The organism is Streptomyces sp. NPDC098781, assembly GCF_044759995.1.
GTDB lineage: Bacteria > Actinomycetota > Actinomycetes > Streptomycetales > Streptomycetaceae > Streptomyces.
This window is the reverse complement of record NZ_JBIWAK010000005.1, coordinates 377,114-398,564: the sequence shown is the minus strand read 5'-3', so window position 1 is coordinate 398,564 and position 21,451 is coordinate 377,114. Positions and strand designations below refer to the sequence as shown.

General features: G+C 69.9%; 21 protein-coding genes and 2 pseudogenes. 12 read left to right on the top strand and 11 right to left on the bottom strand.

Going from position 1 to position 21,451, the window contains the following annotated elements; all coding sequences use genetic code 11:
- The first annotated feature begins 19 nt into the window (after positions 1 to 19).
- From ACIQWG_RS22685 to ACIQWG_RS22665, 5 genes are all read left to right on the top strand, one after another.
- Positions 20 to 223, top strand: coding sequence for a cold-shock protein (locus ACIQWG_RS22685; RefSeq protein WP_004986771.1), 204 nt, complete (start codon positions 20 to 22; stop codon positions 221 to 223).
- 246 nt (positions 224 to 469) lie between these two features.
- Positions 470 to 1,963, top strand: a complete 1,494-nt coding sequence (locus tag ACIQWG_RS22680) for a DEAD/DEAH box helicase (protein WP_404098653.1) — start codon at positions 470 to 472, stop codon at positions 1,961 to 1,963.
- Positions 1,964 to 2,049: 86 nt separating this feature from the next.
- A complete protein-coding gene (locus ACIQWG_RS22675) occupies positions 2,050 to 2,370 on the top strand; it encodes a hypothetical protein (RefSeq protein ID WP_404098650.1) in 321 nt (106 codons plus the stop codon).
- Positions 2,334 to 2,654: an SCO5918 family protein gene (locus ACIQWG_RS22670; protein ID WP_404098647.1), complete on the top strand. Its 321-nt coding sequence runs from the start codon at positions 2,334 to 2,336 to the stop codon at positions 2,652 to 2,654. The genes ACIQWG_RS22675 and ACIQWG_RS22670 overlap by 37 nt, the downstream gene beginning before the upstream one ends.
- Before the next feature lie 744 nt (positions 2,655 to 3,398).
- Entirely contained in the window at positions 3,399 to 3,752 is a 354-nt protein-coding gene (locus tag ACIQWG_RS22665; RefSeq protein WP_404098645.1) for a MerR family transcriptional regulator, read from the top strand.
- A gap of 305 nt (positions 3,753 to 4,057) precedes the next feature.
- On the opposite strand, the pseudogene ACIQWG_RS22660 reads toward ACIQWG_RS22665, so the two are convergent.
- Positions 4,058 to 4,237 (bottom strand): annotated as a pseudogene (locus tag ACIQWG_RS22660) (site-specific integrase); the annotation flags it as partial.
- Between the two features lie 241 nt (positions 4,238 to 4,478).
- Here ACIQWG_RS22660 and ACIQWG_RS22655 point away from each other — a divergent pair.
- Positions 4,479 to 4,922 carry a hypothetical protein gene (locus ACIQWG_RS22655; protein ID WP_404098643.1) on the top strand — a complete coding sequence of 148 codons (444 nt, stop codon included), beginning with the start codon at positions 4,479 to 4,481 and terminating at the stop codon, positions 4,920 to 4,922.
- 324 nt (positions 4,923 to 5,246) lie between these two features.
- Here ACIQWG_RS22655 and ACIQWG_RS22650 read toward each other — a convergent pair whose 3' ends face one another.
- From ACIQWG_RS22650 to ACIQWG_RS22640, 3 genes are all read right to left on the bottom strand, one after another.
- Complete coding sequence (locus ACIQWG_RS22650; protein WP_404098640.1) at positions 5,247 to 5,837, bottom strand: DUF6415 family natural product biosynthesis protein; 591 nt, start codon at positions 5,835 to 5,837, stop codon at positions 5,247 to 5,249.
- Between the two features lie 140 nt (positions 5,838 to 5,977).
- A complete protein-coding gene (locus tag ACIQWG_RS22645) occupies positions 5,978 to 7,165 on the bottom strand; it encodes a helix-turn-helix domain-containing protein (protein WP_404098638.1) in 1,188 nt (395 codons plus the stop codon).
- Between the two features lie 101 nt (positions 7,166 to 7,266).
- Positions 7,267 to 7,908 carry an HAD family hydrolase gene (locus ACIQWG_RS22640; protein ID WP_404098635.1) on the bottom strand — a complete coding sequence of 214 codons (642 nt, stop codon included), beginning with the start codon at positions 7,906 to 7,908 and terminating at the stop codon, positions 7,267 to 7,269.
- 674 nt (positions 7,909 to 8,582) lie between these two features.
- On the opposite strand from ACIQWG_RS22640, the gene ACIQWG_RS22635 reads away from it, so the two are divergent.
- Both ACIQWG_RS22635 and ACIQWG_RS22630 read left to right on the top strand, forming a co-directional pair.
- The gene (locus ACIQWG_RS22635) at positions 8,583 to 9,014 is read left to right on the top strand and encodes a hypothetical protein (protein ID WP_404098632.1); all 432 of its coding nucleotides are present in this window, start codon (positions 8,583 to 8,585) and stop codon (positions 9,012 to 9,014) included.
- A 629-nt stretch (positions 9,015 to 9,643) separates the two neighbouring features.
- Positions 9,644 to 9,979: a hypothetical protein gene (locus tag ACIQWG_RS22630; protein ID WP_404098631.1), complete on the top strand. Its 336-nt coding sequence runs from the start codon at positions 9,644 to 9,646 to the stop codon at positions 9,977 to 9,979.
- Between the two features lie 340 nt (positions 9,980 to 10,319).
- Here the strand turns inward: ACIQWG_RS22630 and ACIQWG_RS22625 are convergent, their stop codons facing one another.
- From ACIQWG_RS22625 to ACIQWG_RS22610, 4 genes and pseudogenes are all read right to left on the bottom strand, one after another.
- On the bottom strand, positions 10,320 to 10,496 hold the full coding sequence (locus tag ACIQWG_RS22625) for a hypothetical protein (RefSeq protein WP_404098630.1): 177 nt from the start codon (positions 10,494 to 10,496) through the stop codon (positions 10,320 to 10,322).
- 139 nt (positions 10,497 to 10,635) lie between these two features.
- Positions 10,636 to 10,746 (bottom strand): annotated as a pseudogene (locus tag ACIQWG_RS22620) (alpha/beta hydrolase); the annotation flags it as partial.
- A 421-nt stretch (positions 10,747 to 11,167) separates the two neighbouring features.
- A complete protein-coding gene (locus ACIQWG_RS22615; RefSeq protein WP_404098629.1) occupies positions 11,168 to 11,677 on the bottom strand; it encodes a zinc-binding dehydrogenase in 510 nt (169 codons plus the stop codon).
- A 111-nt stretch (positions 11,678 to 11,788) separates the two neighbouring features.
- Positions 11,789 to 12,310, bottom strand: coding sequence for a hypothetical protein (locus ACIQWG_RS22610; RefSeq protein ID WP_404098628.1), 522 nt, complete (start codon positions 12,308 to 12,310; stop codon positions 11,789 to 11,791).
- A 190-nt stretch (positions 12,311 to 12,500) separates the two neighbouring features.
- Here ACIQWG_RS22610 and ACIQWG_RS22605 point away from each other — a divergent pair, with 190 nt between their 5' ends.
- Both ACIQWG_RS22605 and ACIQWG_RS22600 read left to right on the top strand, forming a co-directional pair.
- Positions 12,501 to 13,700 (top strand): 4-hydroxybenzoate 3-monooxygenase, encoded by a 1,200-nt coding sequence (locus ACIQWG_RS22605; protein ID WP_404098626.1) that lies wholly within the window; start codon positions 12,501 to 12,503, stop codon positions 13,698 to 13,700.
- A gap of 90 nt (positions 13,701 to 13,790) precedes the next feature.
- The gene (locus ACIQWG_RS22600) at positions 13,791 to 15,479 is read left to right on the top strand and encodes a methyltransferase (protein WP_404098624.1); all 1,689 of its coding nucleotides are present in this window, start codon (positions 13,791 to 13,793) and stop codon (positions 15,477 to 15,479) included.
- 74 nt (positions 15,480 to 15,553) lie between these two features.
- Here ACIQWG_RS22600 and ACIQWG_RS22595 read toward each other — a convergent pair whose 3' ends face one another.
- The 3 genes from ACIQWG_RS22595 to ACIQWG_RS22585 are packed head-to-tail and all read right to left on the bottom strand — an operon-like array spanning position 15,554 to position 19,151.
- The gene (locus ACIQWG_RS22595; RefSeq protein ID WP_404098621.1) at positions 15,554 to 16,291 is read right to left on the bottom strand and encodes an LmeA family phospholipid-binding protein; all 738 of its coding nucleotides are present in this window, start codon (positions 16,289 to 16,291) and stop codon (positions 15,554 to 15,556) included.
- Positions 16,288 to 18,564 carry an MMPL family transporter gene (locus ACIQWG_RS22590; RefSeq protein WP_404098618.1) on the bottom strand — a complete coding sequence of 759 codons (2,277 nt, stop codon included), beginning with the start codon at positions 18,562 to 18,564 and terminating at the stop codon, positions 16,288 to 16,290. The genes ACIQWG_RS22595 and ACIQWG_RS22590 overlap by 4 nt, the downstream gene beginning before the upstream one ends.
- Before the next feature lie 23 nt (positions 18,565 to 18,587).
- Positions 18,588 to 19,151, bottom strand: a complete 564-nt coding sequence (locus ACIQWG_RS22585) for a hypothetical protein (RefSeq protein ID WP_404098616.1) — start codon at positions 19,149 to 19,151, stop codon at positions 18,588 to 18,590.
- Between the two features lie 143 nt (positions 19,152 to 19,294).
- Between ACIQWG_RS22585 and ACIQWG_RS22580 the strand changes: the two genes are divergently transcribed.
- Both ACIQWG_RS22580 and ACIQWG_RS22575 read left to right on the top strand, forming a co-directional pair.
- A complete protein-coding gene (locus ACIQWG_RS22580) occupies positions 19,295 to 19,981 on the top strand; it encodes a response regulator transcription factor (RefSeq protein WP_404098613.1) in 687 nt (228 codons plus the stop codon).
- Entirely contained in the window at positions 19,978 to 21,414 is a 1,437-nt protein-coding gene (locus tag ACIQWG_RS22575) for a sensor histidine kinase (protein WP_404098611.1), read from the top strand. The genes ACIQWG_RS22580 and ACIQWG_RS22575 overlap by 4 nt, the downstream gene beginning before the upstream one ends.
- Positions 21,415 to 21,451: the final 37 nt, after the last annotated feature.

Below are 21,451 nucleotides of genomic sequence, written 5' to 3'. Positions count from 1 at the left end.
TCCCCGAAGGAGAAATGACATGGCTACTGGCACCGTGAAGTGGTTCAACGCGGAAAAGGGCTTCGGCTTCATCGAGCAGGACGGCGGCGGCGCCGACGTCTTCGCCCACTACTCGAACATCGCCGCCCAGGGCTTCCGTGAGCTGCTGGAAGGTCAGAAGGTGTCGTTCGACATCGCGCAGGGCCAGAAGGGCCCGACGGCCGAGAACATCGTTCCCGCCTGACACAGGCGGCAACACATATTTCGCAGCTGGGGCCCGCACCTTGGGGTGCGGGCCCCAGCTCGCTGCATTTCAGGGCGGCGTGTGGCGGGAAGGCCCACCCCATCACCAAAAGGGTGACGCATTACCCCGTCGATACGACTTGGCGCCCATCGTCTCCGGCTCGTTCTCGCGATTCTCTGCGCCGTTCATTTGCTGCGGAAATTCCTTGCTACGTGCCTACGTGCTCACATCGAGGAAAGGTTCCGTTTGAACCGCGCACGCACCACCCGCACGGCCCGTACCAACGACCGCTTCCGGGGTTCCACCGCCCAGCGCTCGGGGGCTCCCCGGCGTTCCAGGAGCAATGAGCGCCGGCAGACCGCACCTCAGGGCGAGTTCGCACTGCCGGTGACGGTCACGCCCGCGCTGCCCGCCGTCGAGTCGTTCGCCGATCTCGCCGTACCGGCGCCGCTGCTGGCCGCGCTCGGTCACGAGGGCTTGACCGTACCGTTCCCGATCCAGGCGGCCACCCTGCCCAACTCCCTCGCCGGACGTGACGTGCTCGGCCGCGGCCGCACCGGTTCGGGCAAGACCCTCGCCTTCGGCCTGGCGGTACTGGCTCGTACCGCGGGCCGGCGCGCCGAGCCACGACAGCCGCTGGCCCTGGTCCTCGTACCCACACGCGAACTCGCCCAGCAGGTCACCGACGCGCTCACCCCGTACGCCCGCTCCGTGAGTCTGCGGCTGGCCACCGTGGTCGGCGGGATGTCGATCGGCAAACAGGCCGGTGCACTCCGCGCCGGCGCGGAGGTCGTCGTCGCGACCCCGGGGCGGCTCAAGGACCTCATCGTCCGGGGCGACTGCCGGCTGGACGACATCGCCATCACCGTCCTCGACGAGGCCGACCAGATGGCCGACATGGGTTTCATGCCCCAGGTCACCGCGCTGCTCGACCAGGTGCGCCCCGGAGGGCAGCGGATGCTCTTCTCCGCCACGCTGGACCGCAACGTCGACCTGCTCGTCCGCCGCTACCTGACCGACCCGGTGGTCCACTCCGTCGACCCGTCCGCGGGAGCGGTCACCACGATGGAGCACCACGTGCTCCATGTGCACGAAGCGGACAAGCACCGGGCGACCACCGAGATCGCGGCACGAGACGGCCGCGTGATCATGTTCCTGGACACCAAGCATGCCGTGGACCGGCTGACCAAGCACCTGCTGAACAGCGGCGTCCGCGCCGCGGCCCTGCACGGTGGCAAGTCCCAACCGCAGCGCACGCGGACCCTGGCCCAGTTCAAGACCGGACACGTGACGGTACTGGTGGCGACCAACGTCGCGGCCCGCGGTATCCACGTCGCGGGCCTCGACCTCGTCGTCAACGTCGATCCGCCCACCGACCACAAGGACTACCTGCACCGCGGCGGCCGTACCGCCCGCGCCGGAGAGTCCGGCAGCGTCGTCACCCTGGTGACCCCGGGCCAGCGCCGCGGCATGAACCGGCTGATGGCGTCTGCCGGCATCACCCCGCAGATCATCGCCGTACGGTCCGGTGAAGCGGAGCTGACCCGCATCACGGGCGCCCAGGCCCCTTCCGGTGTCCCCGTCGTCATCACCGCACCGGCCGTGCCACGTCCCCGCCGCGCCGTGTCCTCCGCGACTCCCTCGTCCCGAGGCCGCCGCGACCGCTCCGCCCAAGGGCGCCCCACCGGCCAGGCGAAGCGGCGCAGGGCACAGCGGCCCGCCTTCGACCCGGCGGGCTAGGGACATCGATCAGAGGCTCACCCAACTCCGAGGAGGCAGCTTTGACACCGGTTCAGACGCAGCGACAACAGGCGGTTCTCTCCCCCATGAGCGCGATCGACGACATGGAGGCGGCCGGCCCCCGGGTCAGTGACGACATGACCGTCGAGGTCGCCCTGTCCGTGATGGCCAGTGCCCGTGTCGAGTACCTCCTCCTGTGCGACGGAGACGACCAGAGCACGGGCTCGATCACCCTGGCCGAACTCGCCGTCCACCGCGGCAGTTCCACGTACACGGACCGGATCCGACTACGGGACGTCCTGGCTGATCGCCTCCCCCGCTCAGCCGGTTCTCCCTCTCCCCGCCCGTTCTCCTTCCCTGTGAGGGCATCATGCGCTGTGTCATCGCCCGGTACCCGTTCGACCTGACCAAGAACGGCGTGCTGGCCTCGATGAAGGGCGTCACGCCCGAACTCGTCACGGGTGAGTCCGTGACCATCGGCCGTCGCCGCTACCCCGTCAAGCAGGTGGGCCAGGTCATCACCCGACAGGACCGCCGCGACTTCACCGGTGGTGAAGTCATCCGCGCCATGACCCGCCTCGGCTTCACCTGCCATGCCCGCCCCGACGGCGCCGACGCCACGCCCGTGCGTGTCCCCTTCCCCCTCCACTCCGCATCGGCAGTGTTCGGCGCCGCCTCCCTGGACGGATGAGGACGAGCGGCAAACCGCCATCAGGATCCCGGTGAGGGCCCTGCCGACATGTGTCGGCAGGGCCCTCACGGCTGTCTCGCCGTCCGTGCTCCGCGGCTGGACCGCGGGCCACGACACTCAGTGGCAGCTGGCGGCCTGACCCGGATTGCACGGGCGGGAGGCGACTCACGACGCCTGCGTCATCCGTTGCTGCGCAGGTCACAGGCTATCTGTTCCCCCACAGGGCTTAAATCTGTCTTTGTCAGAGTAGACATTGAGCTCTGACATGGTTAGTCTTTTCCTCGTTGACACCGGTCAAGCGAAGCCCGGCAGACACGAACTGGCGGGTTGCAGTACATGAAGTTCGCAGGTCAGTACGGTTCTGGAGTCCCGAAGCCAAGGTGTTCGCAGGACGGTGACGGGGCTGAGGACCGCACTGGGCGGCTCGCAGGTCGAGGGGCCGCCGACAGCACCACCGAGCAGTACCGCAGTACCAGTTCACCAAGTTCGGAGAAAGGACGGAGGAGCAGACGCCATCAGGATCGCCCGGTCCGAGAAGCACTCGCCCGGGTACCGCAAGACCCCGGATTGGAAGGTGGTCCCCGGTCACGCAGCCGCGATCCCCGCACCCCCCTTTTGGCAGGGCTGGTAGCGGAAACAGAAGGTCGGCACAGCATTAGGGCCGACAGATGGTGTTGAATTTCCTTCGGGGCCCTGGTGCCGTACGGCACCAGGGCCCCTCGACGCGTTGCACAACGAGGTGACATGACAGCAGATATCCCCCTCAGTGATCGTCTGGACGACGACGACTACCCCGCATACACGATGGGGCGGGCCGCCGAGATGCTCGGCACCACCCCGGCCTTCCTCCGAGCCATCGGTGAGGCTCGTCTGATCACGCCACTGCGCTCGGACGGCGGACACCGCCGCTACTCCCGCTACCAGCTCCGGATCGCGGCACGCGCCCGCGAGCTCGTCGACAGGGGCACGCCGGTCGAGGCCGCTTGCCGCATCGTCATCCTTGAGGACCAGCTCGAGGAAGCTCAGCGCATCAACGCCGAGTACCGCCGCCGGGACGGACATGAAGCGCCCGACACTTCCGTTCCCGGTGCCGGCTGATCACGTGGAAACGAGCCGGTCGGCTCGAACACGTACTACGCCCGATCGCCCGATCGCCCGTGAGGCCCGCACGGAGAGCAGGCCCGTGCGCCTTGCGCCCAGATCCTGCGGCGGGGGACGGCACGGGGTCGCGGCTCCACGGTCGCTCACCTCTCGATCCGCTTGCCCATCGCGTGCCCTTCAGAGCGGACAACCGCGGTCGGCAACGGTGCCGACAGAACATGGCGCGAGTGCGTTTCTCAGCAGCCGCTCCATGTGAAACCCCAGGCCAGAGGCCAGGGGTTCTCTGTTGTCTGGACCGACTAGATCAACGCGGCCTTCTCCGGGACTGGCCGGCGCGAACCATCGTGTCTGCCAGGGTGGCTCCGGATCGGGTCGAGAGGGTGTGCCCGGTGTGACGAAGGCCGTGGGAGCGAAGGCCGTCCGGTAGCCCGACAGCAGTAAACCCGCCGCCACTTCCGTCCGAAGGAGGTCCGGCAGAACGGGGAGAGCCGTGCCATTCACGTGCCAGATCCTGCGGGAAGTCACGGGGAACAGCGGTGACCAATGCACGAACACAGTCGGCTTGAGGATGAAGCAGGTGACCGCGTTCGGACCACTTGCGCGCTCAGGAGCAGTGTCGTGCCCCACCCGGACTGACCATGCGTCACGAAGGGAAGAGGCGTCGTAACCGCTGGCTCCGGGGGGACGATGCTCAATCAAGTAGCTATCTGGCTCCTGCTAGCCATGGCTGGCGCCACCGTGCAGCGTGTCTGCGACATCGTCTTCGGTGAGTCCATCGAAAAGATCGTCTACTCCTTGCTAGTCAGGCGTAGTACTGCGGCTGCCAATCTCAGAGGCCAGTGGCGCAGTTCCTTTGAGTACATCTCCGACGACGACGGAAGTGTGATCGTCGAAGAGCGAACTATCCGCGTATCGCAACGGGGCAGGCGCGTAACGGTCAAAGATCCCGGTGGTGCGGATCGGACGCCTATCGCTCTTCAGGGGACTATTTCTGCTAATGGCGTCTTCTCAGGCAATTGGGAGGAACAGTCGCTCACGGGACGTCAGTACCACGGCGTGTTCCAGTTCCTCATGACCAGAACCGGGAGCGAGATGAGCGGGAAGTGGGTGAGCTACAGCCGCGATGACATTGTGCAGAGCGGCAGTTGGAGTCTGCACAGAGTCTGATGGGCTGCTTCAGCCCGCTTCGAGCGTGAGCACGATCCCGCCAGAGCGTAGAAGAAACCTCTGTGAAGCAGTCTGGAGCGCAATGCACCACAAGCGCACCAGAACGAGCGGGGAACAGCGGGGAATCAAGGTGAAAGCAGCCGCGTCCGCAGAGATGGCGAACCTGTCGTTCGAGCAGGTCAGCCCCCGTAGCGGGCCTTTGGCGTCCCTAGTCTCCCGAGCTGAGAGCGCGAGCTCGATTCTCGCCACCCGCTCTATCTGAAACCCCTGGGCCAGAGGCCCCAGAGTTGCCTCTTCCTCTGCCCGCATTGGGCGAGCCCCGCGTCAGGGGAGACGCCTATGGTCAGCGGCGCAGGACCGGGCGGCCGACTGTGCCCGATCCTCCGGATCGCGGACCCGACATCTCGTGATCCCGCTGAGGGCGTCGAAGTGATCGCACAAGGCGACTACGGAACCGGCCAGTCCCCTGACCCTCCCCAACTCGGAAATCTGGCCGGTGGTCTCGCTCTCGATGAGACGGTTGCGTGCCTCGGCGACACCGGCCAGCGCCGTCCTCGCGGTCACATCCTCCTCCGGCCGACCGTCGGTCATCCGCTCGATGTGTGGAATCACCAACGCCAGGAAGAGACGGAAGTCCTGATCGAACAGCTTGAGGGTCTCGCGGCCCAGCGGCACCGCCTGATCAAGGAGCCAGGCAGCGGCGGCGCGCATCGAGACCGTGCCGAGTGTCGGCGCTTCCTCGTCGGCATGGGTGCCCTCGTCCGGTCCTGCCTGCTGACCTCGACATCCCCGGCATGCGCAGGGTGGGAGCGCGCTGGTGACAGGAGGCGGCTCGTCGGCGGGCAGAACGCTCACGGTTCCCCGGTCCTCGGTAACCGTTCCGTAGCGATCCATTCGGTACACGCGGATTGTCATCCGGGCACCTGGCTCGGTAGAGGCTGAAGCTCGCATGATGTCGCCGCTCCCATCGAACTGCCGCTTACTGCGCGTGGGAGAGATGGTCCGGGCGAGTTAGGGCTACAAGTACCCCGGTGAGGGGTAGCTCGCGAGCTCGCTCAGGTGGCCGCACACCACTCGGCGAAATTGGTAAGGCTCTCGGAATCCGCGCGCTTCAACCGGCGGAGCGTGCCGGCGTCTTCACGGACCCAAGGGTGCTCACGAGTGTGCTGCGGGGCGATCCGACGTGCTGCCTTCAGCGACTCGAACGCCTGCTCCGCAAGCCCGGACCAGAGCTGTGCGCGGGCGCGTTCGATGTAGTAGCCGCTGCGGCGTTCTGCTGATAGCTCCGCAGGCGGCCGCCAATTGCGCGCCAGGTCGAGGGCCTGGCCGACGTGATCGGCTCCGAGACTGACAGCCACCGACATCTCGTGCACACGAACGGAGTCGGGACCGAACGCGGTGCCGTAATAGACACCTTCGGCTACTCGATCGGCCAGTAGGCGGGCTTGCGCGAGGTGAGACCGAGCTGTTGGGGCATCCCCTGCCCGGCCGGCGATGACCGCGGCGCGCATGTGCAAGGCTCCCCTCATCGCGATCTCAAGCGGACCGCCGAGGTCGGGGGCGCTGTCCAAGGCCTGCTCCAGGGCACGCAATCCGGATGCGTAGGCATGCGCGGCGAAGAACGTCTCCGTCCTCACATAGGCGACGGAGGCGACAAGCAGCGGATCCTCGGCCTGGGGAACGGCCCACCGCATGAGTTCCACCAGGCGTGCCGACAGATCCCGAGCACCGAACTTGAACGCAACGGAGTCCGCCGACCGGTATGCACTGATCAGCAGTCGAGACAATTCACGGCGCTCTGTAGTGCCCGCCCGGTGGTACGCACGCGCCAGCTCGGCAAGCAGGCCGGGTACGTCACGCACGATGGGCGTGTACTGCGCTGCCAGCCGCCACCGCTCCGCCTCCGAAACGGCCGTATCGAGCTCAGGAAGCGGCCGGACTGGGCCGTCGTCGGGAACGTCGTAGGCGGCGATCGCGGCGGACAGTGCGGGCAACGCGGCTCGAACGGCAGACTGCGCACGGCCGCGCTCGGCGCGGAGCCGACCGGGGTCGACGCCGAGGGCACCGGCAATCGCTTCGAGCGTCGCATCGGTGACACCGCGCTCCCCACGCTCGATCTTGCGGATGGCGCCAAGAGAGACGCAGGCGACGTCGGCGAGCCGTTGCTGCGTCATCCTCGGCCGGAAGACGCTGCGGTAGTAGGCGATACGCCGGCCCAATCCGTCGTGAGCAAGGTCGGGCATCCCGGCTCCATGTTCAGGTCGTCCGTGACCGTCCATGACGAAAGGTACCCGTGCGGTGACACAGTGTTTACGTGAACGCCCAACTCGCTCCTTGGTCTGGTTCAGTCGACCACGGTCGAAGCGAGCTGGATGAGGCTGTCGATCCTCCAGTCAGCGGCAGCCACCACCTCGGGGTCATCGGCCCATAGATGCCCCCACGGGCCACGCCGAAGGTGCGCCGCCCGCATTCCGGCTGCCTTGGCCGGGAAGATGTCGTTGGCTGGATGATCACCGACGTACAGCGTCCGCTTCGGCGCGGCCCGCGACACCTCAAGCACCCGTTCGAAGAACTCCGGCCGGGGCTTGGCCACACCCCAGTCCCCGGACGTCACGATCAGATCCGCGGGCAGATCGAGGTCACGCAGCAGGTCGCCGGCGCGGGAGGTCTGGTTTCCGGCGATGATGACGCGAGTTCCGAGCTGACGAAGCTGCGCCAAGGCGGGACGTACGTCGTCGTACAGATCCGATTCATCGAGCGCCTCGCCCCGCCCCGCGGCCTCACGAGCGTGGTACTCGGCGGAGACGTCAACCCCGGGGCGCGCCAGCCGGATGGCATCCGCGTTGTCGCGCCCCTGAGCGACCACGGCACCGACCAGCGCGGAGAGCGTATGACGCGGGACACCGAGCCAGTCGGCCCACGAGTGCCAGTACCGGTCGTCGCGGGTGATGGTCTCGCCGACATCGAGAACGATGGTCTCAATCACCCCGGGAAGCCTAGGGCTTGCCCGTGCGACGCGATGCAATCAGCGTGCGCCGGGGCGAGTTACAACCTTCTCTACTACTTCAAGGCGGCTCGCTCCGCTCAGAGCATGCAGCCGCCTGATGTCAAGGAAGGGTACGTCGTGGCGGGGGCGGTCGGCTCCACGGCTTTACGGAGCCACTTTGGCGCGAGCCCAAAGCCGTTCCACCACCCCTGACTCACACCGTGCGGAACATTCTGTGCAGCTTAAAATCAAGGCGGCGCGCTGAGCTTCCAGACTCAGGGCGCAGTGCCGTCTGCGCCGACGCGGAGGTCTTCCCGCATGCGCGCTCGAAGCACAGCAAGCGCATCGTCATAGGTTCGGCGCCCCTCCTGATACACGGGATCAGTTGCCAAGACTCCCTCCATCACCCGATCACGGAGATCGCGCAGACAGCGGAAAGCATCCTCCGAAGCCTCTACAACGCGGCCTGGGGCACTGACGGTCATCTGGTACCTCAGTCCGATGCATGGCCCGAACGCCTCGCGAGCCGAGGTACGCCGCGTCGAGGGTTGCATATCTGGGTCCCGTGCCAAATTGCCGCAGGCGTGACGGGCCTCGGAGAGGCCGGCGAGGTAATCGCCGTACAGGGTGCGACGCACTTGCGTCTCTCGATCCGAGCGTTCCCGCCTCCACCGTTGACGGTCGAGAAGCATGGCGGATCCTGTGGCGATCGTCGCGCCAACTATGGTGCTGATCAGGGTGATCCACTGCATGGACCGACCGTAGCCACTGGCACGACGTCCGTCGGCCCCGCACCACAAGCCCACCAGGTCGAGCGGGGCACGGCGGGAACCACGGTGAAGGAAGCCGTGCGCGCCGTCGTCAAGCACCTGGGCGACCGGCCCGCCAGTCTCGGCAACGAGTGCTCCAGGTACCAGCCTGGGCATCTACGTGATCTCCAGCCCTTCACGAGCGACATCGATAAACCGGTGATGCTGGTCTCGGAAGGCGCGGTAAGCGACGGTGTAGCGGTCTCGCTTGTTGCCGGACCCATCACCAATTTCTGCGAGCTTCCAGAAGGCCACGACCGCGACTTGTCGGAGCTCCCGCGCCTCCTTGGCCACTGACGCAGGCCCTTGCAAGAAGACCTCCGTACTCGCCTTGGTCAGTTCGCTCAGCGCCCTACTGGACGCCATCTGCATCTCACTTATGATCGTTGCTCTCGCCGAAGTATCCGCGGACCGGTCCACTTCCTCCATACGCCAGAACACTTCAGCTAACGCATGGGCACTCGCACTCATCGCGCTGTAAGCCCGGCGTCTTTCGTCCCGTACTTGCGCAACGCGGCCAGCGTGCGCATTGACTTCAGCTTGAATCCGTGCTGAAGACGAATTACCCCGACTGGTGACCCAACTGGCGCCAAGGGCCGTAAGCGCGGTGAGCACGCCAACCCACCAACTGTTGTCCCCCACAGGGCAAGTATCACGGTGGACCAACCTGCCACGGTAGACCGCACAGCACCATCGAGGTTCCCAGGAACCGCCGCCTCAGTTTCCGTCTCATTCAATAACGCAGGTGAACGCCCTCGAACAGCTGGGCCGGGCCGTTGCCCCGGGGCTGGGCCCTCGGCTGGAGCGGTCCCCGGTATCGGCATCCTCCGTACCGGGACCCTCAGACGTCTCAGGTACCCGCCCGAGTCCTGGTGACCTTCACTGATCCCAACGCCTGGGCACAGGTCGGAACAGAAGGGCAGGACATGAAGAGCCTCTGGAAGCGCGCGCTCGTCAGCGGAACCGCGGGGATCGCTCTCGCCGGCGGAGTCGGTCTCGTGACCGCCTCACCCGCGGCCGCCGCGGAGGGCAACGTGCTGCAATGCAACACCTGGATCGCGGACAATGTCGCCTACGGCAACTGCTACAACCCCGGGACGCAACTGCACGCGTTCTCCGTACGCGCCATCTGCGGCTGGTCCGCTGACGCTTACTCGAATTGGGTGTATGTGTCGCCGGGCACGAGCAGCAGTATCGGTATCGGCTGCGGCGCGCCGTGGTCCACCGGTGTCGGCGGCGTGGCGATCGAATACGGCGGCTGAGGGTCCCGAGGCGTCCAGATCCGTCGGTAGCCCGCCCCTATGCGGCGAGTTGGGCTGTCGCGACCTGCCCCTTTGGTTACATCGGCAGCTGCCACCCGCGCCGGGCGACGCAAGGTCGGGTGCGCGCCTGTGGCTTCGGCACATTCCCGTTCCCTGCGCCGTTCCGGAGACCGGTTGTTCGAGCTCAGGCGCCGTGCCGGGTGAGGAAGTTCGTGATGAGCTTCTGCCACTCCTCGGGGCGTTCGACCATGGGCAGGTGGCCGGTGGGGATTTCCACGAACTCGGCGCCGGGGATGGTGTCGGCGAGCTGACGGTGCTGGCGGGTGGAGGTGAGCCAGTCCTAGGTGGTGGAGATGACCAGGGTGGGCACCTTGATGCTCGCGAGGTCGTCACGGACGTCGACGCGCGGGACCAGCTCGGCATGTTCGGGGGTGCCGTCTTCGACGCCTGCGGCGGTGAAGCCGACGGCCTGCTGGAGCTGTTCGTCCGGCATCGCCTCCAGCGCGTCGGCGCCCACGGCCATCATCGTCAGGTATTGGGCCAGCAGGTCGCGGTCCCCCGGACTCGGCCAACTTGCGCCAGATCGGCGCCGAAAGGGCCATCCGGTTGTCGTGGTGGGCGAAGGTCGCGGTCAGCACGAGCGCGGTGACGCGCTCGGGGTGGCGGGCGGCCGCTCGTATGGCAACGGGGCCGCCGAGGGAGTAGCCGGAGATGGCGAAGGTGTCCAGGTTCTCGGCGACGGCGGCGGCGGCGAGTTGGTCGGCCAGCTCATACAGCGACAGCGGGGTGGTGGAGCGGGGGGTGTCGCCGCTGCCGGGGTAGTGCCGACGACGGTGTGGCCTGCGGCCAGGCCGTCCAGGATGGGGCCGTAGGTGCCGACGACGCTGCTGCCGACGCCGTGGGCGAGGGCGAGGCCGGGGCCGGAGCCCAAGGTGGTCCGGGCGAAGGTCGCTTCAGGCAGGGTGCGTGAAGACATTACGGGGTTCCGTTCTGTGCGGAGGTGACGGGTCTGTCAGGTGCGCTGCCGACAGCCGGTGCGGGTCCGCTCCGGTGTGGGCAGCCCCTCCCGCCCGTCGGCGGCGCGAGGATCGGCTCGTGAGTCCGATGTCCGATGTCCGATGTCCCTGCCGGTGCGGGTGATCGGAGGGCCGCCGTCGGCAGGAGGACGGACCTGGGCAGCTGTGCCGGTCAGGGCAGCAGGACGGCCTTGCCCCGGTTGCGATGGGCCTCGAGGTCCGCGTGCTCTGTGGCGGCCTGCTCCAGCGGGTAGGTGCGCCAAACGGGCAGGGTGAGCTTGCCGGATGCGGCCAGCCGGACCAGTTGCGGCAGGGCTTCCTCGGCCTCATCGGCGTTGCCCGTGCTGCCCGCGCTGAAGCGCACACCGTGCTGGGCGGCTGACATGTCGGCGATGGTGATGACGCGTGCGGTGTCCCCGGTCAGGGCGACCGAGTCGGCGAGCACACCCGCGCCGGAGGCGTCGAAGACGAAGTCGACCCCCTGTGGCGCCGCGGCCCGCACCCGCCGCATCCAGCCGTCGCCGTAGCGGACGGCGGTGGCCCCGTACGCGGTGACGCGCTCGATGTCATGCTCACCAGCGGTCCCGATGACGGTGATTCCGCCCGCGACGGCCAACTGCACCGCGATGGTCCCCACGCTGCCGCCGGCACCATGGACCAGCAGGGTCTGCCCGGCTTGCACACCCAGCTGCCTCAGGAACCTCGTACAAGCCGCAGCCCAGGCCGCTGAGCCGAGCACGGAGGACCGGCGGTTGCGGTGACTCGCCGGTATCCGCACAGGGCGAGCAGTCAGTCACTCATGCTCCGAGACCTGCTCGCCGTGGCTGCGCAAGAGGTCAGCGGCGGCCTCCCGCATGTTCTGCTCAATGGTGGGCCGTCCGTCCGGCCAATCCTCCCAGTTGCTCCAGAGCCCCGCGAAGAGAAGCATCGGTTCGGTGACTCTGTCCGTCCGGTCCAGATGGCAGAGGCACCAGTAGATCTCGTCGCTGGCCTCATAGGGTGAAAGCGAGCCGCTGAGCATGGCTCGGGCCGCATCGAGCATTCGGTCGATCCAGGCCTCTTCGACTCGGGGCATGGGAAGTCCCAGCTCTGCCAAGGCTTCGGTGAAGAGGTCGCGGATGTCAGCCGGCGGGTCGCGGCGGGAAAGGCCGGCCAACTCGACCAGGGCCGGACTCTCCAGGCCGTCAGCCAACGCCAGAGCAGCGATCATCGGCAAGTCCTCGGGTGGCTGCTCCCCGAGAGCCAGCTTCATCGCTGCACGACGTAGGCGGTCCATGAGGGAGGAGGCTAGCCCGCTCGTCAGCACGGTCACCACGGGGTTTCCCTGCACGCCTCATGGCCGCCATCACCACCGGCGCCGCCATGACCGCCACGTCCGCGAAGCCACTCGCACCCCCTGCTCAGCGCGCTCCCCGCGCCTCGCGCCCCACCGCGCTGCCACCGCTCTCCCCGTTCAGGTGATTTTCGTCAGGTAAGCCGCTTCGGGGAACCTACTATCCCTTCTCGTGACAGACAGGCAGACCCGGAGTGCATCCGACGTGGTCATCCTCGGCGCCGGACCGGCCGGGCTCGTGCTGGGCAATCTTCTTCAGGACAGCGGGATCGACTGCGTCGTCCTGGAACGGGCCGAGCGCGCGCACATTCAGACGCGGGCGCGTGCCGGGTTCCTGGCCGCCGGGACCGTACGGATCCTGGAGCGGCACGGGCTGGCCGAGGGGCTGCGTCGGCACGGAAAGGCGCACAGCACATGCGAGTTCCGTAGCGAGGACGGACGGTTCCGGCTGGACTACGGCGGACTCGGACGCGGTGAGCGGCATACCGTCTATCCCCAACAGCAGTTGGTCACCGATCTGTTGACGCGGTTCCTGGCCGCCGGCGGGCGGGTCGAGTTCGGCACCGAGGCGGTCGCCGTACTCGACGCGGACACCGATCGGCCCGCGGTAGCGGTGCGCGCGGCGGACGGGCGGACCGGCCGATGGCGGGCGCGGTACGTGGCCGGGTGTGACGGGCGGCGCGGCGTGGCCCGGCGCTCGCTGCCGGCCGGCTCGGTGCGCCGGCACCACTGCGATCACGGCGTGACCTGGCTCGGGCTGCTCGCCGAGGCGCCGCCCAGTCTGGACGCGGTCGGCTACGCGGTGCACGAGCGCGGCTTCGCCGGGCACATGGCGCGCACCAGTGAGGTCACCCGTTACTACCTACAGTGCGAGCGCGGCACCCCGGCCGATGCCTGGTCCGAGGCGAGGATCTGGGACGAGCTGGATCTGCGGATGCGGGGCGCCGACTTCGGGCCGCTCCAGCGCGGGCGGGTCGTGCAGCGGGCCGTCGTGGACCTTGAGTCCGATGTGCTCGAACCGCTGCGTCACGGTTCGCTGTTCCTGGTGGGCGACGCCGCCGGTCTCATCAGCCCGTCCGCCGCCAAGGGCGCCAACCTCGCGGTGCTGGAGGCGTCGATCCTCGCGCAGGGTCTCATCGACGACCTCGTCCACGACGACTCCGAGGGGCTCGACGCCTACTCCGCGCGCTGCCTCACGTACATCTGGCGTGCGCAGGAGTTCTCGCACTGGATGATCGGGCTGCTGCACGGCCCGTCCGGTTCGGATGCCACGGCGCTGTTCCAGAACTCGCTGCGGCGCTCGCGCCTCACCTCGCTGCGTACTTCGCGCAGCCGGCAGGACTGGTTCGCCGAGCACTACGTCGGCGTGTAAGCCCCCCACACACACTCGATTCCCTCAGTTCCCCCCGCCCTCCCTTCCGCGCGCCCTGAGCTCCGCATACCCCGAATGAGGATCCCCGCAATGATCACGACGTTGTCGGGCGACACGTCCCGCCTGCTCGCGACGGTCGACTTCGTCAAGGAGCAGGACACCGCCACCCTGCTCCCGCTCCTGCTCCCCGGGCTCGACGGCCCGGAGCTGCGCGCGCTCGTGGAGCACTGTCGCTTCGCCCATGCCGCGCTGCTCGTCTTCCCGTCCGGCGACGCGGAGTTGAGCGCCATGCTCGGCGACTGCGGGCTCGTCGCGGAGCTGCCGCCGCAGCCGAGTGTCGTCGTACGCGGGCGGCTCGCCGTGCGGCATCGGCGGCCGGCGGCCGAACTGGAGGTCGGCATCCTGCGCCCCGCCGTCCTGGGCGCGGACGGCGGGCAACGGATGGTCGAGGTGTTCGTGCTGACCGTGCCGCCCGGATCGGGGCTGGACGCGATCGCCGCCCACGAACGGGACCGCCGGCACGAGACACACGTCGCCTTCGAGGTCACGGCGCCGGACCCGCTGGTGCTGCGTGGCCTGTGCGCGACCTTCGCACGCCACGGCGCCCTCCCGGACGGCGGCGGATACAACCCGCACGAGAACGGCACGGTCTTCTACTTCGCGGCGCCCGCCGAAGCAAAGGTCGAGTACCGGCGCGTGGAGCTGTACGTCCCCGGCGACCACCGTGACGTGCTCGCCGCCCACCTCGACGAGTACCGCTCCCGGCAACCCGCCGAAACGCTCCTGCGCCTACTGACCGGTGCGTGGACGACCCAGGCCCTGGCCGCGTTCGCCCAGCTCCGGGTACCCGACGCCATGGACGCCGAGCGAGCGACCGGTGTCGAGGAACTGGCCCGGGAAGTCGGGGCGCGACCGCGGAATCTGGCGACGCTGCTGCGTTACGTCGCGATGCTGGGCGCCGTCACGGAGAGCCGCGACGGCTTCCGGCTCACCGAGCTGGGCGCCCTGTTGCGCGGTGGCGTCCCGGGGTCGATGCGGGCGCTGGCGTTGATGTACGGCGGCCCGTTCTACGAGTCGTTCGCGGGGCTCGCGCACACCGTGCGCACGGGAGAGGTCGCCTTCGAGCACCTCTTCGGCGAGAACCACTTCGACCATTTCGCCCGCGACCCCGAACTGGCGGAACTCTTCGACCAGTCCATGGCCGCCGGATCCGCCATGTTCGACCCGGTCCCCACGCATCCGGTGCTCACCGCCGCGGCCGGCAGACCCGCAGGGGCCACGGTGGTCGATGTCGCGGGCGGCAACGGCGAGTTGCTCGGCCGCATCCTCGCCGCGCATCCCCGCCTCGACGGGATCCTGCTGGAGCGCCCGCACGCGGTCGAAGCCGCCCGCATCCGGCTGGCGGAGGCCGGCCACGGCACGCGATGCGCTTTCCTGTCCGGTGACTTCGCGGACGTCCCCACGGGCGGTGACGTCTACGTCCTGTCGCGCATCCTGCACGACTGGGACGACGAGCGCTGCCGCGAGATCCTGCGCCACTGTGCCCGCGCGATGCCCGACCACGCCGATCTGCTCGTCGTGGAGAGGGTGTTGCCCTCCGACGGGTCGGTCTCGCTGGCGACCGCCTGGGATCTCCACATGATGTGCAACGTCGGCGGACGCGAACGGCACGCCGACCACTACGCCGCGCTGTTCGCCGACGCCGGCCTCAGCCTGGTGGACCAGGCGCGGCTGCCTCTCGACGGCAACGTGCTGCACGTCAGGAAGGCCCGGTCGTAGGTCCGGTGACGGGCGATCGGTTAGCGGTAATCGGGTGATCGGTACGGCAGCCGATGCCGGTGGCGGCCGGCCGATCACACCGTCGTGTCCTTCGTCGGGAGCCGCGTACCGCCGCCCTTGAGGGCGACCTTCAGACCGGTGGCCGTCACATCGAGGGACGTGGCCCTCAGGCCCAGTGGATAGGGCCTGTCGGTGCGCTCGGACAGGCTGTGCCGGATGCGCTCGACCATGGCCGCCGGCGCGGGGCGGCCCAGGACCTCCGCGCTGTCGACGTACAGCGTGACCCGCCCCTCCTCGATCTCCGGTCGCAGGGTCGCGCTGCCCAGGCCGCCCTGACCGAGGGTCAGGGTGAGGGTGCCGGCCGCCTCGTCCGGGTGGACGCCGGAGACGGGGAGTCGGCCGCCCGAGGCGGCGGCCAGGCTCAGCACCGAAGCGGCCGGGACCTCGATGTGGGCCTGGGTGCGGGCGACGGTGGCTCCGTCGGACCGGAGGCTGAGGTCTTCGAGCCGGACCGCGACGGACACATCGGGCATACGGCCGAGGGTGGCGTCGTCGCTGCTGACGGTGACCGCGTCGGCGTGCCCCTCGATCAGCGCGGCCAGCGCCGGTCCGCCCTCGATCTCGACCTCGCTGTCGGAGCCGAGCACCCGGCCGGCCGCGCCGGCGATCCGGCTCTCCAGCAGGGCGCGGGCGCCGAGTTCGGCTGCCGCGGTGGTCAGCAGCAGGGCAGCGAGCGCGACGCAGGCGGTGACCCGGCGGCGGGTGCGGAGGATGCCGCGAACCCTCGGACGGAGTGGACGGGCGGTGATCATGCGCTGTCCCCTGCGGCCGCCATGACCGGGGCCGCCTTCCGAGGCTCGGCCTCCGCGCCCTCGGGGTCCAGGCGGGGCAGGACGCGGTCCAGCCGGCCCGGCAGCCACCAGTTCGCGCGGCCGAGCAGATACATCGTGGCCGGCACCAGGACCAGCCGTACCACCGTGGCGTCGATGACGACGCTGACGCCCAGCCCCAGCGCCAGCATCTTGATCACGACGTTGCTCGAGAGCAGGAAGGCGAAGAAGACGCTGGTCATGATGAGCGCGGCGCAGGTGATGACCCGGGCCGTGCCGGCCAGCCCGGCGGCCACGCTGAGATGGTTGTCGCCGGTGCGCAGCCAGGACTCCCGGATCCGGGACAGCAGGAAGACCTCGTAGTCCATGGACAGGCCGAAGACGATGGCGAACATCATCATCGGGACGTACGACTCCACCGGCACCGGTTCCGGGACGCCGAGCAGCGCACCGCCCGAGCCCCACTGGAACACGGCGACGACCACGCCGTAGGCGGCCGCTATGGACAGCAGGTTGAGCAGGGCCGCCTTGAACGCCACCAGCAGGCTGCGGAAGACGGTCAGCAGGAGCAGGAAGGCCGCGGCCACGACGACCCCGACGATCACCGGGAGCCGGTCCACCATGACGTCCCGGAAGGTGAGTTGGGCGGCGGTGACACCGGTGACGTAGCCGTCGGCCCCGGTGCCGGAGAGGGCTTCGGGCAGGGCCTCGTCCTGGAGGCGGTGCAGCAGGTCGGCGGTGGTCTCGTCCTCGGGGCCGGTGCCGGGGGTGACGGTGGCGGTCAGCAGCGCCCGGTCCGAGGTGGCGACCGGGGTGGAGACCTGGGCGACGCCGGGGGTCGAGGAGAGGGCGGCGCGCAGGTCGGACGACAGGCGCTCGATCTCGGCGGGGCTGTCGGTACGGGTCCGGTCGAGTGCGGCTACGACCGTGAACTGGCCGTTGGTGCCCGGCCCGAAGCCCTCGGAGACCAGGTCGAAGGCTCGGCGGTCGGTGTAGTCGGCCGGGTTGGCACCGGCGTCGACGTGTCCGAGCCGCATGGAGGCGGCCGGGACGGCGAGCACGGTCAGGACCAGCGCGCCGAGGAGCAGGGCCGGCCAGGGGCGGCGGCCGATGGCGCGGGCCCAGCGGTGCCAGGTGTCCGCGCCCGAGGGTGGGAGCCCGGCCGCGCCGTCCGGTTCTCCAGGTTCGGCCGTGTCGTCCGGTTCGTCGACGGGGCGCCGTACGCTCCACCGGTCGATCCGCCGCCCCGCCAGGCCGAGGAGCGCCGGGGCCAGGGTGAGCGCGGCGACCGCGGACACGGCGACGGTCAGGCCCGCGGCGATGCCGAGGGTGCCGATGAAACCGACGCCGGACGCGGACAGTCCGGCCAGCGCGAGGGCCACCGTCGCGGCGGCGACGATCACCGCGCGTCCGCTGGTGGCCACGGCCCTGCCCACGGCCTCGGCCGGGTCGTCGAGGTCGCGCAGCAGCCTGCGGTGCCGGGTGATCAGGAACAGGGCGTAGTCGATGCCGACGCCGAGGCCCATCATCGTGGCCAGCGTGGGAGCGGCCGTACCGAAGGTGAACGCGGCGGCCAGCAGCCCCAGCAGACAGATGCCCGACAGCAGCCCCACCAGGGCGGTCAGCAGCGAGAATCCGGCGGCGGCCAGCGAGCCGAAGCCGATCAGCAGGACGACCACGGCGGTGGCGAGCCCGATGCCCTCCGACAGGAGGCCGGCCGCCTCGGGCCTGGCGAGTTGGCCGAGCGGACCGCCGTACTCGACCTCGACGCCGTCCGCGCGCAGCCCGGCCACCGCGTCGTCGACCTGCTCGACGTACGACCTGTCGAACCCGACCGGGTTGTCCGTGAACCGGACGGTGACGACGGCGGTGGTGCCGTCGGCGGAGACCGCGCCGGGGGTGGCGAGCGGGTCCGACGCCGAGATCACCTCGGGGAGGTCGGTCAGTTCGCCGACGGCCGTGTCCACGGCGGGGCGGTGGGCGTCGAGCCGTCCGCTCCGCGTGTGCAGCACGACCTGCGAGGCGGTGCCGCGTACGGCGTCCGAGCCGTGCTCCTGGAGCAGGTCGGCGCCGGTCTGGGCGGCCGTGCCGGGCAGCGAGAAGTCGTCCTCGTACGTGCCGCCCCAGGTGCGGTCGGCGGCGAGCGACGCCAGCAGGACCAGCAGCCAGACGCCGAGCACCCGCCAGGGGCGGCGTGCGCAGAGGCGGCCGAGCCGGTGCAGCCGGCCGACCCGTGGGAGGGAGGTGTCCGTCATCGTGGCGTCCTCGGCCGGTCCCGTCACCACTGCTCGGAGCGGCGTTCGGCCCACCGCCGCACCTGGTCGCCGTACTCGCCGTCGAGGGCCTTCTCGCGGATCTCCTGGCGCTCCCTGCGCCGGTCCTCGCCGTCGAGACCGCGCAACTCCTCGATGTCGTCGCGCAGTTGCTCGGGCAGTGCCTGGTAGCGGGCTCGCGCCTCGGCGGCTCGTACGCGCACGCGTGGCCCGTACTCGCCCGCGAGGGCGTCCCGCCAGATCCGGGCCGCCGCCCCGGGCCGCTGCTCGGGCTTCAGCGAGCGCAACTCCCGCAGGTCGGCGCGGAGTTCGCGGGGAAGCCGGTGGGGCAGCGGGCGGACGTCGGTGCCGATGACGGACGGCGTGCCGGTCGCGCCGGTGTCGGTGAGCGGATCGGCGTCGGTGAGCAGAGCCGCCGATGTGTCCAGGGCCATCACGGCGTCGGCGTCGCGGGAGGAGCCCGCCGCCCACACCAGCCCGGCCACCGCTCCCGCGGCGACCAGGACCACGGCGGTCGTGCGCACGGCCCGGACCGCGGCATGCGATACCGCGGTACGTGTGCTGTTCACGATGGATGTCCTTCCGTTCCTCGGTCTCGGGTGGGCCCAGCCTCGTGGCGGTCTGCTAGCGGAAGGTTCGGCGAATGTTCGGGCGATGTAAGGATCGGACGCCGGGGAGGGGCGGGCGCGGGCGGTCTGGTTAGCATCGGGGCATGCCGGACAACAGGGGCCTCGTCCTGGTCGTCGAGGACGAGCGGCACATCGCCGATCTCCAGCGGCGCTATCTGAGCCGGGAGGGCTTCGGCGTGCACGTCGAGTCCGACGGCTCGGCGGCGCTGGCCGCCGCCCGCCGGATGCGTCCGGTGGCGATCGTGCTGGACATCGCGCTGCCCGGGATGGACGGCGTGGAGGTGTGCCGCCGGCTGCGCGAGGAGGGCGACTGGACGCCGGTGCTGTTCGTGACCGCACGGGACGAGGTCACCGACCGGATCGTCGGCCTCGAACTGGGCGCCGACGACTACCTGACCAAGCCCTTCTCACCGCACGAACTGGTCGCGCGGCTCAAGAGCGTGCTGCGCCGCGCGGCCGGCCCGCCGCAGGATCCGGTGCGCCGGATGGGGCGGCTGACGCTGGACACCGGCCGCCGCACGCTGCGGGTGGACGACGGGCCGGTGGAGCTGACGACCACCGAGTTCAACCTGCTCGCCTTCCTGGTCCGCAACCCCGGTCAGGTGTTCTCCCGCGACCAGTTGCTCGCGCAGGTGTGGGGGCAGGCCGGCTACCGGGACACCCGGGTGATCGACGTATACGTGTCGCAGCTGCGCTCCAAGCTCGGTGACGCGAGCCCGATCCGCACGGTCCGCGGCGTCGGTTACAGCGCGTCCGACGCGGGCCGATGACGAACGGCGGCGGCGTGACGGACGGGCGGGCCGGACCGTTCCGCGTCGGCGCGGGGCGTCGTAGGCGCTCCCTCGGCCCCTTCGGCACCCTCACCGGGCACATGATCGTGCTCACCACCGCCGTGGCGGCCGTGGCGGTGGTCCTGACGGGTCTGTTCGCGTGGCGGATGATCCGTACGAGTGCGGAGGCCCAGGAACGCGACCGGCTCACCGACCAGGCGCAGGTGCTGGCCCGGACCCCGGCGCTGGCCTCGCTGATCCTGGGCAGGCAGGAGCGGATCACCGGTTCCGGCGGCACCGCGCTGGCGCTGGTGGGGCCCTCCGGGGCGGTGGGCGGCCCGGCGGCGGAGGTCGTGGACGCGGACCGGCGCCAGGCCCTGCTCGGCGGCGAACCGGTGTCCGCGACAGCGTCGCTGAACGGACGTGAGGTCCTGGTCGAAGGTGTGCCCACGCCGTCCGGCGGCGGCCTGGTGCTGGCCCAGCCGATGAGCACCGTGGACCAGGCGTCCGCCCGTATCCGGGGCGGCCTGGCCGTACCGCTGCTGCTCGGTCTCGCCGGGGCGGCGGGGGCAGGCGCGCTGCTCGCCCGCCGTCTGGCCCGGCCCCTTGCGTCCGCCGCGGTCACCGCACACGCGCTGGCGGGCGGCGAGCGCGGGCTACGGGTGGAGGCCCGCGGACCCGCCGAGGTCGCGGAGGTGGCGGCCGCCCTCAACGCCCTGGACGCGGCGCTCGCCCGCAGCGAGAACCGCCAGCGGGACTTCCTGCTGTCCGTCTCCCACGAGATCCGCACCCCGCTCACCACGGCTCGGGGCTACGCGGAGGCGCTCGCGGACGAGGTGATCACGGGTGAGGAGGTTCCGTCGATCGGCCGCACCATGACCTCGGAGATCCAGCGCGTGGAGGGCTTCGTGGGCGATCTGCTCACGCTCGCGCGGATGGAGGCGGACGACTTCCGGCTGGAGGTGACTCAGGTCGACCTGGACGCGCTGGTTGCGCAGACCGCGGATGTGTGGGGCCCGCTGTGTGCCCGCCACGAGGTCGACTTCCGCGTGGAGCGCCCCGGCCGCCCGCTGCCCGTGGTCACCGACGCCTTCCGCGTCCGCCAGCTCATCGACGGCCTGGTCGAGAACGCCTTGCGGGTCACCCCGGCGGGGCGTCCCCTGGTCGTCGCCGTCCGCCCCGACGCCGGTCACGGCGCCGTCCTCCAGGTCCGCGACGGCGGCCCCGGCCTCACCGACGCCGACCTCGCGGTGGCCTTCGAACGCGGCGCCCTCACCACCCGCTACCGCGGGATCCGCCCGGTGGGCAGCGGTCTGGGCCTGGCCATCGCCCACCGCCTGACCACCCGGCTCGGCGGCACGATCACCGCCGAGAGCCCTGCCCCGGAAGGCGGCGCCTGCTTCACGGTCCGGCTGCCCGGACAGCACACCTAGGAACGCCGGCCTCCCACCGAGGCGCCGGCCGCCCGGG

Bases quoted from the DNA above. Each gene is read 5' to 3' on its own strand.
- ACIQWG_RS22665 (WP_404098645.1), top strand. From the start codon at position 3,399: ATGACAGCAGATATCCCCCTCAGTGATCGTCTGGACGACGACGACTAC.
- ACIQWG_RS22685 (WP_004986771.1), top strand. From the start codon at position 20: ATGGCTACTGGCACCGTGAAGTGGTTCAACGCGGAAAAGGGCTTCGGC.
- ACIQWG_RS22675 (WP_404098650.1), top strand. From the start codon at position 2,050: ATGAGCGCGATCGACGACATGGAGGCGGCCGGCCCCCGGGTCAGTGAC.
- ACIQWG_RS22595 (WP_404098621.1), bottom strand. From the start codon at position 16,291: ATGATCACCGCCCGTCCACTCCGTCCGAGGGTTCGCGGCATCCTCCGC.
- ACIQWG_RS22590 (WP_404098618.1), bottom strand. From the start codon at position 18,564: ATGACGGACACCTCCCTCCCACGGGTCGGCCGGCTGCACCGGCTCGGC.
- ACIQWG_RS22630 (WP_404098631.1), top strand. From the start codon at position 9,644: ATGAAGAGCCTCTGGAAGCGCGCGCTCGTCAGCGGAACCGCGGGGATC.
- ACIQWG_RS22600 (WP_404098624.1), top strand. From the start codon at position 13,791: ATGATCACGACGTTGTCGGGCGACACGTCCCGCCTGCTCGCGACGGTC.
- ACIQWG_RS22655 (WP_404098643.1), top strand. From the start codon at position 4,479: ATGGCTGGCGCCACCGTGCAGCGTGTCTGCGACATCGTCTTCGGTGAG.
- ACIQWG_RS22670 (WP_404098647.1), top strand. From the start codon at position 2,334: ATGCGCTGTGTCATCGCCCGGTACCCGTTCGACCTGACCAAGAACGGC.
- ACIQWG_RS22575 (WP_404098611.1), top strand. From the start codon at position 19,978: ATGACGAACGGCGGCGGCGTGACGGACGGGCGGGCCGGACCGTTCCGC.
- ACIQWG_RS22650 (WP_404098640.1), bottom strand. From the start codon at position 5,837: ATGACAATCCGCGTGTACCGAATGGATCGCTACGGAACGGTTACCGAG.
- ACIQWG_RS22580 (WP_404098613.1), top strand. From the start codon at position 19,295: ATGCCGGACAACAGGGGCCTCGTCCTGGTCGTCGAGGACGAGCGGCAC.
- ACIQWG_RS22645 (WP_404098638.1), bottom strand. From the start codon at position 7,165: ATGCCCGACCTTGCTCACGACGGATTGGGCCGGCGTATCGCCTACTAC.